The sequence below is a fragment of the Streptomyces globisporus C-1027 genome (assembly GCF_000261345.2).
Taxonomy (GTDB): domain Bacteria; phylum Actinomycetota; class Actinomycetes; order Streptomycetales; family Streptomycetaceae; genus Streptomyces; species Streptomyces pakalii.
The window spans coordinates 2,344,245-2,357,919 of sequence record NZ_CP013738.1; the positions used below are offsets into that span (position 1 = coordinate 2,344,245).

Genomic DNA, 13,675 nt, shown 5'->3' on the forward strand with positions numbered 1-13,675 from the left:
CCGGCCGGGGTGCGGGCGGTGCGGCCCGCGCCCCGGCCGTACGTCTCAGAGCAGGGAGTCCAGCGGGACCGACGGGTCGGCGAGGGCCTCCGGGTCGTGCTGCTGACGGGCCCGGATCAGCTCCTGGATGGTCTCGGTGACATCCCACACGTTGACGTTCATCCCGGCGAGGACGCGGCGGTCCTTGAGCCAGAACGCGATGAACTCCCGCTTCCCGGCGTCGCCCCGGATGATCACCTCGTCGTAGGAGCCGGGCGGGGCCCAGCCGGAGTATTCGAGGCCCAGGTCGTACTGGTCGGAGAAGAAGTACGGGATCCGGTCGTACGTCACGTCCTGGCCGAGCATGGCGCGGGCGGCGGCCGGGCCGCCGTTCAGGGCGTTGGCCCAGTGCTCGACGCGCAGCCGGGTGCCGAGCAGGGGGTGCTGCGCCGCGGCGACGTCCCCGGCGGCGTAGATGTGCGGGTCGGAGGTGCGCAGCGAGGCGTCCACGGCGATGCCGCCGCCGTGGGCCCGCTCGGCCAGCTCCAGGCCCGCGGCCTCGGCGAGGGCGGAGCGCGGGGCGGCGCCGATCGCGGCGAGCACGTCGTGGGCGGGGTGCTCCTCGCCGTCGTCGGTGCGGGCGGCGAGCACCATGCCGTCCTGGCCGGTGATCTCGGTGAGGCGGGCGCCGAAGTGGAAGCGGACGCCGTGCGAGCTGTGCAGCTCGGTGAAGATCTGGCCCAGCTCGGGGCCGATGACCTGGTGCAGCGGGGTGGGCTCGGCCTCGACGACGGTGACCTCGGCGCCGTAGCCCCGGGCGGCGGCGGCGACCTCCAGGCCGATCCAGCCGGCTCCGGCGATGACCAGGTGGCCGTTGTCGCGGCCGAGGGCGGCGAGCACGTTGCGCAGCCGGTCGGCGTGGGCGAGGCGGCGCAGGTGGTGGACGCCGGCGAGGTCGGTGCCGGGGATGTCGAGGCGGCGCGGTTCGGAGCCGGTGGCCAGCAGCAGCTTGTCGTAGTGGATGACGGTGTTGTCGCCGAGCTGCACGGTCTTCGCGTACCGGTCGAGCGCGGTGACCGGCTGGCCGAGGTGCAGCTCGACGTCCGCGCCCGCGTACCAGGGGCGTTCGTGGGTGAAGACGCTGTCCCGGTCGGCCTTGCCGTCCAGGTATCCCTTGGAGAGCGGCGGGCGTTCGTAGGGGTGGTCGCGCTCGTCGCCGATGAGGATCACCCGGCCGGTGAACCCCTCGGCCCGCAGTGTTTCGGCGGCCTTCGCCCCTGCGAGTCCTGCTCCGACGATGACGAACGTCTGGTGTGCGTCGACCACTTGATGCCTCCTCAGTGCTGTGCTGCGCGGCGCCCCCACAGCTGCGAGCGTCCCGCACGCAGCGTGATGGCGAAAGAGGGTGTGCCCCGGACAGGTCACACCCAGTGGTCAAAAAGTCCGGCCCCTTCCAGTCTGCCCCTCAGCCGTGGCGCGCTGTGAGCGCGGCGTGCAGGGATCGTGCGGAGGCGTCGGTGAGGGCGGCGATCTGGTCGATCAGGACCCGCTTGCGGGCGTGGTCGTCGGGGGCCTGGTCGAACAGGGCGCGGAAGTGCGGCTCCAGGCCCTCGGGGGCGCGGGCGGTGAGGGCGGCGGCCAGCTCGGCGATGACGATGCGCTGGTCGGCGCGGAGGGTCTCCTGCTCGGCGCGCTGCATCACGTAGCGGTCGGCGACCGCCTTGAGGACGGCGCACTCGTTGCGGACGGTGCGCGGGACGACCAGCTCCGCGCCGTACCGGCCGAGGCGGCCGGGGCCGTACACCGCGCGGGTGGCGGTCTCGGCCTCGGTGCAGAAGCGGCCGATGAGCTGGCTGGTGGCGTCCTTCAGGCGGGCCTGGGCCACGGCGGAGCCGTCGTAGCCGTGCGGCCACCAGTCCTGGTCGATCAGCCGGTCCAGGGCCTCGGCCAGCTCCTGCGGATCGGTGCCGGCGGGGACGTAACGGCCGATGGCGACCGCCCAGATCTCCTCGCGCTCCGGCTCCGCGTAGAGGCAGTTGGGGTCGATGTGCCCGGCGTGCAGCCCGTCCTCGAAGTCGTGGACGCTGTACGCCACGTCGTCGGACCAGTCCATGACCTGCGCCTCGAAGCAGGTGCGGTCCTCGGGGGCGCCCTCGCGGGCCCAGGCGAAGACCGGGAGGTCGTCGGCGTACACCCCGAACTTCACCGAGTGCGGGTCGGTGGGGTGCGCGCCGCGCGGCCAGGGGTACTTGGTGGCGGCGTCCAGGGCGGCCCGGGTGAGGTTGAGGCCGACGCTGACCAGCTCGCCGGTGCGCGGGTCGTGGACGAAGCGCTTGGGCTCCAGGCGGGTCAGCAGGCGCAGCGACTGGGCGTTGCCCTCGAAGCCGCCGCAGTCGGAGGCGAAGTCGTTGAGCGCCTGTTCGCCGTTGTGGCCGAACGGCGGGTGGCCCATGTCGTGCGAGAGGCAGGCCGTCTCCACCAGGTCGGGGTCGCACCCGAGGACCGCGCCGAGCTCGCGGCCGACCTGGGCGCACTCCAGGGAGTGGGTGAGCCGGGTACGGGGGCTGGCGTCCCAGACGAGGGAGCGGGTGCCGGGCGTCACCACCTGGGTCTTTCCGGCGAGCCGGCGCAGGGCGGCGGAGTGCAGGACCCGGGCGCGGTCGCGCTGGAAGGCGGTGCGGCCGGGCCGCTTGTCCTCCTCGGTGTCGAAGCGCTCGGTGTCGGCGGGGCCGTAGGGGCTCGCCCCCGTACCGCTCTGTGCGCTTCGTGTGCCGTGCGTGCCGTGTGCCGGTTCTGCCCCGTGTGCGCCCTGTGTGCCGTCCATGGTCCCGACAGTAGCGACCGGGACGGACAGCGGGCGTGAGCGGGCCGGGATGTCAGGCGGAAGCGAGCAAGCTCACGGCGTCGGCGGGGGCGACCGCTGCTCGTGCCTGGTCGTAGCGGTGCAGGACGAGGCGGGCCATCGCCGGGTGGGCGCCGAGCGGGGCGGCGGCCCGGTGCGGTACGGCGTCGGCGCAGGCGCTCGCGAAGCGGCCGGGGGCGGTGAAGTACGAGGCGACGAAGGCCCGGTGGCGTCCTCGGGCGGCCAGCGCGCGCAGGGCGGCCGGGACGGTGGGCGTGGTGGCGGAGGCGTACGCGGGCACGACGGGCACGCCGAGGCGCATCGCGAGCAGGCGGGCGGTGCGCCGGGTGTCCTGGGCGGAGTCGGGGTCGCGGGACCCGGCGGCGGCGAGAACCACGCCCGCGCGCCTGCTGTCCCGGTCGCCGGGGTCCCAGCCGGCCTCCACGAGCCGCCCGTACAGCGCCTCCACGAGCAGGGGGTGCGGGCCGAGGGGCGCGGCGATCCGGGTCCGTACGCCGGGGGCGGCGGCCGTCGCCGCGGGCAGGTCGCGCTTGACGTGGTGGCCGCGCCCCAGGAGCAGCGGTACGAGGACGGCTTCGGCCCCGCGCAGACCGTCCAGAGTGTCCGGGAGCAGCGGCGCGTTCAGCTCGATGTGGCCGAGCCGGACGTCGAGACCGGGCCGCAGCTCGCGGACCCGGTCCAGGAGGGCCAGCACGGTGCGCAGGGCCTGCGGGTCGCGGCTGCCGTGCGCCACGGCGACCAGGGCCGGGGCGGAGGTGCCGCCGTCCGCTGCGGGGCGGTCGGAGGGCCGGGTGCGGTGCATGGGTCTGCGGGTTCCGTTCCGGGAGACGAGGCTGAGCTGTGCGCCGAGCTGGTCGGTGATGCGGGCGAGGAGGTGCGCGGTGCTGTCGGTCAGCGGGGGTGACTGCTGGGGCTGTTCCGGGGCCGGCTCCGTCATGGACCGATGGTGCCGGGCGGAGGTTGCCGGGCCGTTGCGTGAGGGTCACCAGTGTTTTCCGCCGCCTCACGGCGGGGGCGGGGGCGGTGTGCGGTGCCTCGGAGGGCCGGGCCGGAGGTGGGTGTCGGGCGCGTGTCCGGCGCGGGCCGGCGTGCGCGGGTCCGGCGCGGGTGTCGGGCGCCACAAGCGGGGCCGCGGGCGAACCTTTGCGGCTTCTCGGTCGTCAGGTGAGGTGGGGGGCGCGGCGCGCGCACGGCGCGGCCGACGGACGGACGACGCGGGGACGAGTGGGGGTTGCGGTGCTCGGAAAGAGCGGGGAGAGACGGAAGCGGTCCGGTCGGTCGACGGGCTCGCGGCCTCCGGAGGGGCTCGGCCCGTGGCTCCGGGAGCGGCTCGCCGCCATGCGGCTGCCGGGGCGGCCCACGCTGCGGCTCCGGGGCCGGGTCGCCGGGCCGCGGCTGCCGGAACGGCCCACGCCACGGCTCCGCGAGCGATGCGCCGCCCTGCGGCTGCCGCGTACCCGGCGCGGGCAACGGCGGCTGGTGCAGGGGCTGATGGCCGCCTGCGTGCTGGCGCTCGTGCCCGCGACCTGGATGCGGCTCGCGGCCGGTGACCGGGTGGGTACGACGGCCGAGGCTCCGGCCCGGGAGGTCGCCGTGGTGTTCGGGGCCGGGCTGTGGAACGGCCGGCCGACCCCGTATCTCGCACACCGGCTGGACGCGGCGGCCGAGCTGTACCGGACCGGGAAGGTCAAGGTCGTCCTCGTCACCGGGGACAACAGCCGGGTGGAGTACGACGAGCCGGACGCGATGCGCACGTACCTCACCGGGCGCGGGGTGCCCGACGGGCGGATCGTGAGCGACTACGCCGGATTCGACTCCTGGGACTCCTGCGTCCGGGCCAAGAAGATCTTCGGGGTCGACCGGGCGGTACTGGTGAGCCAGGGCTTCCACATCCACCGCGCGGTCACCCTGTGCCGGTCCGCCGGGATCGACGCGTACGGTGTCGCGGTCGACGAACCCCGGGACGCCACCTGGTACTACGGCGGCGCCCGGGAGCTGGCCGCCTCGGGCAAGGCGGCCCTGGACGCCCTGTTCCGGCCCGACCCGCGCTTCCTGGGGCCCGAGGAGCCGGGCGTGGCGGAGGCGCTTGCGCCGACCGGGTGAACCCCCGGACCGGCTCTAGGAGTCGCCCGGTCCGCGTCCGGTGCCCCACCGCCCCTCGGGGATGAGCACGCCGCCGGTCCGCAGCGAGCGGGTGACGGCGGTCGCGGCGAGGTACACCCAGGCCCGCACCGAGCCCCCGTCGCCGGGCCCCGGCAGCTCGACCTCGCGGACGACGCGTTCGTACAGGTTGCGCGGGTGGCCGGGCCCGAGGAACTCCTCCAGGTGGTCCAGCAGCCCGAGCAGTTCCCCGTACACCCCGGGCGCGGCGACGAGCAGGGTGCCGTGGACGCGGCCGTGGCCCTCGATGGCGTACGGGTAGCCGGGGCCGTCGTAGAGGAGGGCCCGGGGCAGCACGGCCGGGCGCTCCCCCGCCGTACGGCCCCGGAGGAACAGGTCGTGGTTGGGTTCGCCCGGCAGCAGCGTCCCGTACACGAAGAAGGGCAGTTCGGCGTCGGCGGGGCCGCCGCCCGGGCCGGGGGTGGTCAAGGCCGCCGCCGTCACAGGGCTGCCGGAGGAGCCGTCTCCGCCGTCACCCAGCCGAGGTAGCGGGCGCTGCCCCGGATCACCGGCAGGGCGATGATCTCCGGCGTGTCGTAGTCGTGCTCGCGCTGGAGGTGCTCCTCCAGTTCGTCGTAGCGCTCCGCCGCCGTCTTGAAGAGCACCTGCCACTCCTCGCTCGTCTCGATGGCGTTCTGCCACCGGTAGACGGAGGTGACGGGGGCGGAGATCTGCGCGCAGGCCGCCAGCCTGGCCTCCACCGCCGACTGCGCCAGGGCGTGGGCCTTGTCCTCGCTGTCGGTCGTGGTCAGTACGGTCAGCCATGCCGGCGGCGCTGTCATCGTCGGTCTCCTCGGAATGCGGACTCGGCGGGCACCTTGCCCGTGGGCCTTCGATGCGATTGTCGGCCCACCGGGCGTCAGGCGCCGTACGGACGGGACTTTCTGGCGTCGCGCAGGGCCGTGCCCCACCACACCACCTGGTCCAGCAGCACCTTGGCGGCCGCGTCGGCGGGGCCCGGGTCCCGGTGGCGCCCTTCGTCGTCGAAGAGGGCGCCCGCATTGTGGAAGGACATGGTGTCGCGGACGGTGACGGTGTGCAGCTCGGCGAAGACCTGCCGCAGCTGCTCGACGGCGCGCAACCCGCCGGAGATGCCGCCGTACGACACGAAGGCGACGGGCTTGGCCTGCCATTCGGCGCTGTGCCAGTCGATGAGGGTCTTCAGCGGTGCGGGGAACGAGTGGTTGTACTCGGGGGTGAGGACGACGAAGGCGTCGGCCGCCGCGAGCCGTTCGGAGACCGCGGCGAGCCGGGCCGCCTCCTCCGGGCCGGGGCTGAAGGTGATCGCGGTGGGCAGGCCGGCCTCGGCGACGTCGATCAGGTCGGTCTCGATGCCGGGGTGCCGGGCCGCGCGGCCCAGGAACCATTCGGCGACGACGGGGCCGAAGCGGCCGTCGCGGTTGCTGCCGAGGATGACGGCGACCTTGAGGGGGGCCGCCTCGGCGGACGGGGTGGGTGACATGGATGACGTGGATGCGGCTGTGGTGTCCATGGCGTCGACCTTTCTCCCTCAACCAAGGTTGAGGTCAAGCCCCCGTCCCGACGTGTGCCGCCTACGGTGGCCGCATGACGACACAGCCTCCCCCGCCCCACATCGAGCTCGACGGCCGCCCGGCCACCGAGGAGACCCTGAGGATCCCCGCCCTGTACGGCTTCGGCCACTTCACCGCGCTTCAGGTGCGGGACGGCCGGGTGCGGGGCCTGGGCCTGCACCTCGCGCGGCTGGACGCCGCCAACCGGGAGCTGTTCGGCCTGCCGCTGGACGGCAGCCGGGTGCGGGAGCTGATCCGGCACGCCCTGGCCGGGGCGGGGCGGCGGGACGCCTCGGTGCGGGTGAACGGCTATCTGCCGCCCGGGGCGACGCGTACGACCCTGATGGTGACGGTCCGGGAGCCCGCCGTCATGCCGTCCGGGGCGCAGAGCCTGATGCCGGTGCCGTACGCACGCACCGCCCCGCACATCAAGCGGCCCGGCGAGTTCGGGCAGACGTACTACGGGGTGCTGGCCGGGCGGGCGGGGTTCGACGACGCGCTGCTGACCGCGCCGGGCGGTGTGGTGACCGAGGGGGCGATCACCAACATCGGCTTCTGGAACGGGACCTCGGTGGTGTGGCCCGACGCCCCGGCGCTCATCGGCATCACGATGGCCCTGCTGGAACAGGGCCTGGAGCGGGCCGGACGGCCTTCGGTCCGCCGTCCGGTGACGCTGGACGGGCCCGACGGGGTGGGCCGTTTCTCCGCCGCCTTCGTCTGCAACTCGCAGGGCATCGCACCGGTGCGGCGGATCGACGACACCGTGTTCCCGGTGGACGAGGAGCTCATGAAGGACCTGGGCGCGGTGTACGGCAGCACCCCGGAGGAGACCGTGTGAGGCTCCCCGTACGGAAAGAAGGGCGGGCGGCCCCGGCCGTGCCGGACCATGGGGGCATGCAGATCCACATCGAGGCCTCGGCCCTTCCCGGCCGCGCCTGCGGCCCGGACAGCGACTTCCCCGGCTACGAGAACATCCACGTCGGCGTCCAGCGCAAGGACCGGCCGGGCGAGCTGCTCGGCCTGCACCCCGGGGACGCCCCCTCCGCGTCATGGGTGCTCGACTGCGAGGCCACCGTGACGGAGGACGGGGTCGCGGTGTCGGGACCCTACGTCCAGAACCGGCTGGGCGGGCGGTTCATCTATCTGTCCTGGGGCACGGTGGACGACGCCGGGGCCTTCACCATGTTCCGGCGCGCGAAGCTGATGTTCAGCGACATCGATCCGGAGGTCCTCGCCGCCGCCGCGCGCTCCGGGCAGCTCACCGGGCGGCTCGGGCTCACCGACGCCAAGGGACAGCCGCTGTGCGCCCGGGTGCGTCCGCCGCAGATCGTCTGGAGCGCCGCGGGCGGGGCCTGATTACCCCGTACGCCGGCCGGAGGCGGATCCGACACCGCCCCCGCCGGTCCAGGGGGGAGTGGACCGGCGGGGGCGGGTGCCGTGGGGGGCGGGGATCCGTCCCGTGCGGGGGATGTCTTGCGTGTGCCCGGGGCCCACAACGTCATACATGTGACCTGCGTCACACTTCATGTGTCCGCCTCACCCGATCGGCACCCGGCCCGGCAGCTCGGACCGAACGGCCCAGCCGCACCGCTGCGACCTGCGGTGATCCATTTCGGCAAGGGTGCCGCGCCGGTCCGTACGGGTGAAAGCTGATCCTGCGTCAGAAGGCGTGGGCGGCCGTCCCCCCGTTGGCTCGGGGACAGGACACACCCGCTCGCGCCGTCTGCCCGGAGGATCCCCATGCGCAGTCCTGCCCGCCTCGTGACCGGCACCGTCGGTGCCGCGTTCACCGTCATCGCGTTCGGTCTCACCGCCGCCGCTCCGTCCGCGTACGCGGGTGACTTCGGCCGACTGGAGATCACCCCCGCGACCGCTCCCCCCGGCGCCACCATCACCGTGAACACCACCGCCTGCGGCAAGAAGGGCTCGGGCATCGGTGACGCGAACGAGCTGGACGCCGGCGACTTCGAGATGCGTCCCGGCACCCACAAGGAGGTCGTGGTCGGCCAGTTCACCGTGCCGCACGACACCCAGCCCGGTGTCTACGAGATCGTCGTATCCTGCGACAACGGCAAGGACGCGGTCGGCGACCTCAAGGTGATCGGCGGCGGCAAGCACGAGAAGCCCATCCACGACCGCCCGTCCGGCCATGTGCGGACCGGGGTCGGCGGCAGCGTCGAACCGAACTCCACGCAGGTCGCCCTGGGCGTCGGCGTGATCGGTCTGGCCGCCGTCGGCGGACTGTGGCTGCTCCGCCGCCGCTCCGGGGGCGCCGAAGGAAGCTGATCCGAGGGCGCCGCGGGGAGGCCTTCCGCAGGCGCCGACCGATCTGCGGGCGCCGCGGGAATGCCCCTCCGAAGGCGCCACAGGAAGCCGAACCGCCGCTTCCCCTCTGACCGGGCGGGGCGCGTCCCCGAGCGCGCCCCGCCCGTCCCGGACCACCGACCGAGGACGACGCCGTGTCACCGAGCGCGCAGAAGGCCAAGGGCTGGCTGGTGGGCATCGCCGTGCTGTGCGGCATCTGGCTCATCCAGAACGGGCCCGGCGGCCAGCTGATCCCGCCGCAGCCCTCCAGCGCCCAGGCCTTCGCCGCCGGCCCCCAGCTCCAGCCCGGCTCCCCGGTCGCCGAGCCGCTGAACCCGTCCGATCCGGTCCGCATCCGCATCCCGTCCGTCGAGGTGGACGCGCCGATGACACCGCTGGGACTGGCCGCCGACGGCAGCCTCGACGTACCACCGGACGAGGACCGCAACCTCGCGGGCTGGTACGAGGACGGCGTCCCGCCCGGCGCGAAGGGCACCGCGATCGTCGCGGGGCACGTGGACAACGCCGAGGGGCCGTCCGTCTTCTACGCCCTGGGCGCCCTGACCAAAGGGACCCGGGTCGAGGTGGACCGCCGGGACGGACGCACGGCCGTGTTCTCGATCGACGCCATCGAGGTCTACGACAACGACGACTTCCCCGACCAGCGCGTCTACGGCGACGCGCCGCACGCCGCGCTCCGGCTGATCACCTGCGGCGGCGGCTTCTCGAAGGAGACCGGCTACCAGGGCAACGTGGTGGCGTACGCGCACCTCACGGACGTGCGCTGACCACCTGGGGCGCTACGCGTTCCACTGGTCGAAGCCGAGCTTGGCGACCAGCGAGAACACCACCGTCAGCAGCACCGCCCGGACGAAGCCGCTCCCCCGGCTCAGCGCCATCCTCGCCCCGATCATTCCGCCCGCCAGGTTGAAGACGGCCATCACGGCCGCGAGCTGCCACAGCACGGTGCCCTGGTACGCGAACATCGCCAGCGCCCCCGCGTTGGTGCACACGTTGACGATCTTCGCGGTGGCGGACGCGGTGACGAGGTCGAGGTGGAGCACGGCGGTCAGGGCCAGCACCAGGAAGGTGCCGGTGCCCGGCCCGAACAGCCCGTCGTAGAAGCCGATCCCGCCGCCGACCAGCACGATCGCCGTGATGATCCGGGCCCGGGCGACCGGCCGGTCCGTGCCGTCGCCCGCCGCCGCCGTGCCGAAGGACGGGCGCAGCATCACGAAGGCCGCGACCCCCAGCAGCACGACCATGATGACCGGGCGGAGCACCTCGCTGCTGATCCCGGCGGCGAAGAACGCCCCCGTCATCGACCCGGCGAGCGCCATCAGCCCGATCCGCACCGCAAGACCCACCCGCACCGGGGCTTTCCGCAGGAAGGTCACCGCCGCACCCGAAGTGCCCACGATCGCGACGGCCTTGTTGGTCCCGAGGACATGGGCCGCCGGTACGTGCGGCAGGCCGAGCAGCAGCGCGGGCAGGAGCAGCAGTCCGCCGCCGCCCACCACCGCGTCGATCCAGCCCGCGGCGGCCGCGGCGAGGCAGAGGAGGATCAGGCTCGTCAGGGTTATGTCAGGCACGAACCGACACTAGACGCCTGTCGCACCCGCCTCCTCACCCGGTCCCTCACAGGGCCCCTGCCCGGTCGCTGAGCGCAAGGTTCCGCCCGGGAAACAGCCGGGATGCGGCCGGGTAACACCTCCCGGCCAGGCTCGGGGCATGAGGACAACCGACGGAGGCCACTGAGATGCCGGAGCCCACCTTCGAGCCGCGCACCACCGCCGCCGCCTCGAACACCACCCCGCACGCCCGGGCGCACACCGCCGTCCCGACGATCGTGGTCGTCGGGCACGGCATGGTCGGCCAGCGGTTCCTGGAGGCCCTGGCCGAGCGCGGGCTGACCCCGGCGGCCGGCGGCGCCCGCGTCGTCGTGCTCTGCGAGGAGCCCCGGCCCGCCTACGACCGGGTGCGGCTCACCTCGTACTTCGACGGGCGGAGCCCCGAGGACCTCTCGCTGGTGGAGCCGGAGTTCATGGCCCGGCACGGCGTCGAACTGTACGTCGGCGACCCGGCGACGGCCGTGGACCGGGCGGGGCGGACGGTGACCGCGCGGTCCGGGGCGGTGTTCCCGTACGACACGCTGGTGCTGGCCACGGGCTCGTACCCCTTCGTGCCGCCGGTGCCGGGGAAGGACGCCCGGGGCTGCTTCGTGTACCGGACGATCGAGGACCTGCTCGCGATCGAGGAGTACGCGAAGGGCGCGGCGACCGGTGCGGTGGTCGGCGGCGGGCTGCTGGGTCTGGAGGCGGCCGGGGCGCTGAAGGGGCTCGGGCTGGCCACCCATGTCGTGGAGTTCGCGCCCCGGCTGATGCCGGTCCAGGTGGACGAGGGCGGGGGCGCGGCGCTGCTGCGGACGATCCAGGACATGGGTCTGAGGGTGCACACGGGGGTCGGTACGCAGGAGGTCACCGCGGGCGAGGGCGGGTCGGTGACCGGGATGTCCCTCACCGACGGGTCCTCGCTCGCCGTCGATCTGGTCGTCTTCTCTGCGGGCGTACGGCCCCGGGACCAGCTGGCCCGGGAGTGCGGCCTCGCGGTCGGGGAGCGCGGCGGGATCGTCGTGGACGAGGAGTGCCGGACCTCCGACCCGGCGGTGTTCGCGATCGGCGAGTGCGCGCTGACCGCCGACGGCCGGGTGTACGGACTGGTCGCGCCGGGCTACGACATGGCCCGGACGGCGGCCGAGGTGATCGGGGGCGGACGGTCCGCGTTCACAGGGGCGGACCTGTCGACGAAGCTGAAGCTGCTCGGGGTCGACGTGGCCTCGTTCGGCGACGCGCACGGGGCGGCCGAGGGTTCGCTCGACGTCGTGTACTCCGACGCCCGGGCGGGGGTCTACAAGAAGCTGGTGATGGGCCCGGACGGGACCCTGCTGGGCGGGGTGCTGGTCGGGGACGCGGAGAGTTACGGCACGCTGCGGCCGCTGACGGGCACCGTACTGCCCGTCGCACCAGAGCAGTTGGTCCTGCCGGCCGGGTCGGGCGGCGGACCGGTGTCGCTCGGCCCCGGCGCGCTGCCGGACGAGGCGGTGATCTGCTCCTGCCACAACGTGACCAAGGGCGCGATCTGTGAGCACACCACACTGCCGGAGGTGAAGAAATGCACCAAGGCCGGTACGGGCTGCGGCAGTTGCCTCAAGGTGATCGGGCAGCTGATGCCGCCGCCGGAGGATTCGGGGCTGTGCGGCTGCTTCCCGTACAGCCGCAGCGAGCTGTACGAGATCGTGCGCACCCTGGAAGTCACCTCGTTCGCGGCGTTGCTCGACTCGCACGGCCGCGAGGAGGCGCGGGGCGGCGACGGCTGCGAGGTCTGCAAGCCGACGGTCGGCTCGGTCATCGCCTCGCTGGCGCCCACGGTCGGCGCGAGCGGCTATGTGCTGGACGGTGAGCAGGCGGCGCTCCAGGACACCAACGACCACTTCCTCGCCAACCTCCAGCGCAACGGGTCCTATTCGATCGTGCCGCGCATCCCGGGCGGCGAGATCACCCCGGAGAAGCTCATCGTCATCGGTGAGGTGGCCCGCGACTTCGGCCTCTACACGAAGATCACCGGCGGCCAGCGCATCGACCTCTTCGGCGCCCGGGTGGACCAACTGCCGCTGATCTGGACCCGACTGGTCGACGCGGGCTTCGAGTCCGGGCACGCGTACGGGAAGTCGCTGCGTACGGTCAAGTCCTGTGTGGGGCAGACCTGGTGCCGCTACGGCGTGCAGGACTCGGTGAAGATGGCAATCGATCTGGAGCTGCGCTACCGGGGCCTGCGTTCCCCGCACAAGCTGAAGTCGGCGGTCTCCGGCTGCGCCCGCGAGTGTGCGGAGGCCCGGGGCAAGGACTTCGGGATCATCGCGACCGCCCAGGGCTGGAATCTGTACGTCGGCGGCAACGGCGGGGCCACCCCGCGCCACGCGGACCTGCTGGCCCAGGACCTCTCCGACGCCGAACTGGTGCGGCTGATCGACCGGTTCCTGATGTTCTACATCCGCACCGCCGACCGCCTGGAGCGCACCTCCGCCTGGCTGGAGCGGATCGACGGCGGCCTGGACCACGTCCGGGACGTGGTCGTCCACGACTCGCTGGGGCTCTGCGAGGAGCTGGAGCGGCTGATGGCCGACCATGTCGCGGGCTACCGCGACGAGTGGGCGGAGACCATCAACGACCCGGACCGGCTGCGCCGGTTCGTCACCTTCGTCAACGCCCCCGACGCCCCCGACCCCTCGGTGAGGTTCATTCCGGAGAGGGACCAGATCAAGCCGGATCTGGAACTTCTCGCCGGACCCGTCCTCGCCGTCCGCACCCTCGAAGGGACCGCATCCTGATGGCTATCGCGACGATCACGACAGCGCGGGGCACCGGATCCGTCCGGCTCGCCCACGGCGAGGACTGGCTGACGGTCTGCGAACGGGGACTGCTGATCCCCGGCCGGGGGGTGGCGGTGCTGCTGCCGGACGGGGACCAGGCGGCCGTCTTCACGGACCGGTCCGGTCAGGTGTACGCGATCGGCAACCGGGACCCGTTCACCGGGGCGTACGTCCTCTCGCGCGGGCTGCTCGGCTCGGCGGGCGGGCGGCCGTTCGTGGCCTCACCGCTGCTGAAGCAGCGCTTCGACCTGGCGACGGGGGTGTGCCTGGACGACGAGGAGGTGTCGGTGCCGGTGTTCGCCGTACGGGCGGACTGATCCGGACAACGGGAAAGGCCCGGGCGGGAGGGCCCGGCCCCGGCCCGGAAGCCGGAGGGGAGGCCTGCGCAACCCCTCCGCCGCCCGTTCA

General features: G+C 73.6%; 14 protein-coding genes. 7 read left to right on the top strand and 7 right to left on the bottom strand.

All coding sequences use genetic code 11. From position 1 onward, the window contains the following. Positions 1-45 precede the first annotated feature (45 nt). The 3 genes from WQO_RS10100 to WQO_RS10110 form a co-directional block, all read right to left on the bottom strand. Positions 46-1,305: an NAD(P)/FAD-dependent oxidoreductase gene (locus WQO_RS10100; RefSeq protein ID WP_010064343.1), complete on the bottom strand. Its 1,260-nt coding sequence runs from the start codon at positions 1,303-1,305 to the stop codon at positions 46-48. Positions 1,306-1,444: 139 nt separating this feature from the next. Further along, the gene (locus WQO_RS10105; protein ID WP_010064341.1) at positions 1,445-2,803 is read right to left on the bottom strand and encodes a deoxyguanosinetriphosphate triphosphohydrolase; all 1,359 of its coding nucleotides are present in this window, start codon (positions 2,801-2,803) and stop codon (positions 1,445-1,447) included. A 52-nt stretch (positions 2,804-2,855) separates the two neighbouring features. Beyond that, entirely contained in the window at positions 2,856-3,779 is a 924-nt protein-coding gene (locus tag WQO_RS10110) for a sirohydrochlorin chelatase (protein WP_010064340.1), read from the bottom strand. A 401-nt stretch (positions 3,780-4,180) separates the two neighbouring features. Between WQO_RS10110 and WQO_RS10115 the strand changes: the two genes are divergently transcribed. Continuing rightward, positions 4,181-4,945, top strand: coding sequence for a SanA/YdcF family protein (locus tag WQO_RS10115; protein ID WP_010064339.1), 765 nt, complete (start codon positions 4,181-4,183; stop codon positions 4,943-4,945). A 15-nt stretch (positions 4,946-4,960) separates the two neighbouring features. Here WQO_RS10115 and WQO_RS10120 read toward each other — a convergent pair whose 3' ends face one another. From WQO_RS10120 to WQO_RS10130, 3 genes are all read right to left on the bottom strand, one after another. After that, entirely contained in the window at positions 4,961-5,446 is a 486-nt protein-coding gene (locus WQO_RS10120; RefSeq protein WP_010064338.1) for a gamma-glutamylcyclotransferase family protein, read from the bottom strand. Further along, a complete protein-coding gene (gene cutA, locus WQO_RS10125; RefSeq protein ID WP_030708109.1) occupies positions 5,443-5,784 on the bottom strand; it encodes a divalent-cation tolerance protein CutA in 342 nt (113 codons plus the stop codon). Before cutA ends, WQO_RS10120 begins: the two co-directional genes overlap by 4 nt. Before the next feature lie 77 nt (positions 5,785-5,861). Next, the gene (locus tag WQO_RS10130; RefSeq protein WP_010064336.1) at positions 5,862-6,494 is read right to left on the bottom strand and encodes an NADPH-dependent FMN reductase; all 633 of its coding nucleotides are present in this window, start codon (positions 6,492-6,494) and stop codon (positions 5,862-5,864) included. Between the two features lie 74 nt (positions 6,495-6,568). Here WQO_RS10130 and WQO_RS10135 point away from each other — a divergent pair, with 74 nt between their 5' ends. The 4 genes from WQO_RS10135 to WQO_RS10150 all read left to right on the top strand — a co-directional run bounded on the left by WQO_RS10135 (position 6,569) and on the right by WQO_RS10150 (position 9,626). Further along, positions 6,569-7,372 (top strand): aminotransferase class IV family protein, encoded by an 804-nt coding sequence (locus WQO_RS10135; protein ID WP_010064335.1) that lies wholly within the window; start codon positions 6,569-6,571, stop codon positions 7,370-7,372. Positions 7,373-7,428: 56 nt separating this feature from the next. Then, positions 7,429-7,890, top strand: coding sequence for a DUF5990 family protein (locus WQO_RS10140; RefSeq protein ID WP_010064334.1), 462 nt, complete (start codon positions 7,429-7,431; stop codon positions 7,888-7,890). Positions 7,891-8,274: 384 nt separating this feature from the next. Continuing rightward, positions 8,275-8,820: a hypothetical protein gene (locus WQO_RS10145; protein ID WP_010064332.1), complete on the top strand. Its 546-nt coding sequence runs from the start codon at positions 8,275-8,277 to the stop codon at positions 8,818-8,820. Between the two features lie 173 nt (positions 8,821-8,993). Then, positions 8,994-9,626 carry a class F sortase gene (locus tag WQO_RS10150; RefSeq protein ID WP_010064331.1) on the top strand — a complete coding sequence of 211 codons (633 nt, stop codon included), beginning with the start codon at positions 8,994-8,996 and terminating at the stop codon, positions 9,624-9,626. 12 nt (positions 9,627-9,638) lie between these two features. Here WQO_RS10150 and WQO_RS10155 read toward each other — a convergent pair whose 3' ends face one another. After that, a complete protein-coding gene (locus WQO_RS10155) occupies positions 9,639-10,430 on the bottom strand; it encodes a TSUP family transporter (protein WP_010064330.1) in 792 nt (263 codons plus the stop codon). Positions 10,431-10,597: 167 nt separating this feature from the next. Between WQO_RS10155 and nirB the strand changes: the two genes are divergently transcribed. After that, positions 10,598-13,225: a nitrite reductase large subunit NirB gene (nirB, locus tag WQO_RS10160; protein WP_010064329.1), complete on the top strand. Its 2,628-nt coding sequence runs from the start codon at positions 10,598-10,600 to the stop codon at positions 13,223-13,225. Continuing rightward, complete coding sequence (nirD, locus tag WQO_RS10165; protein ID WP_010064328.1) at positions 13,225-13,584, top strand: nitrite reductase small subunit NirD; 360 nt, start codon at positions 13,225-13,227, stop codon at positions 13,582-13,584. The genes nirB and nirD overlap by 1 nt, the downstream gene beginning before the upstream one ends. Positions 13,585-13,675 lie beyond the last annotated feature (91 nt).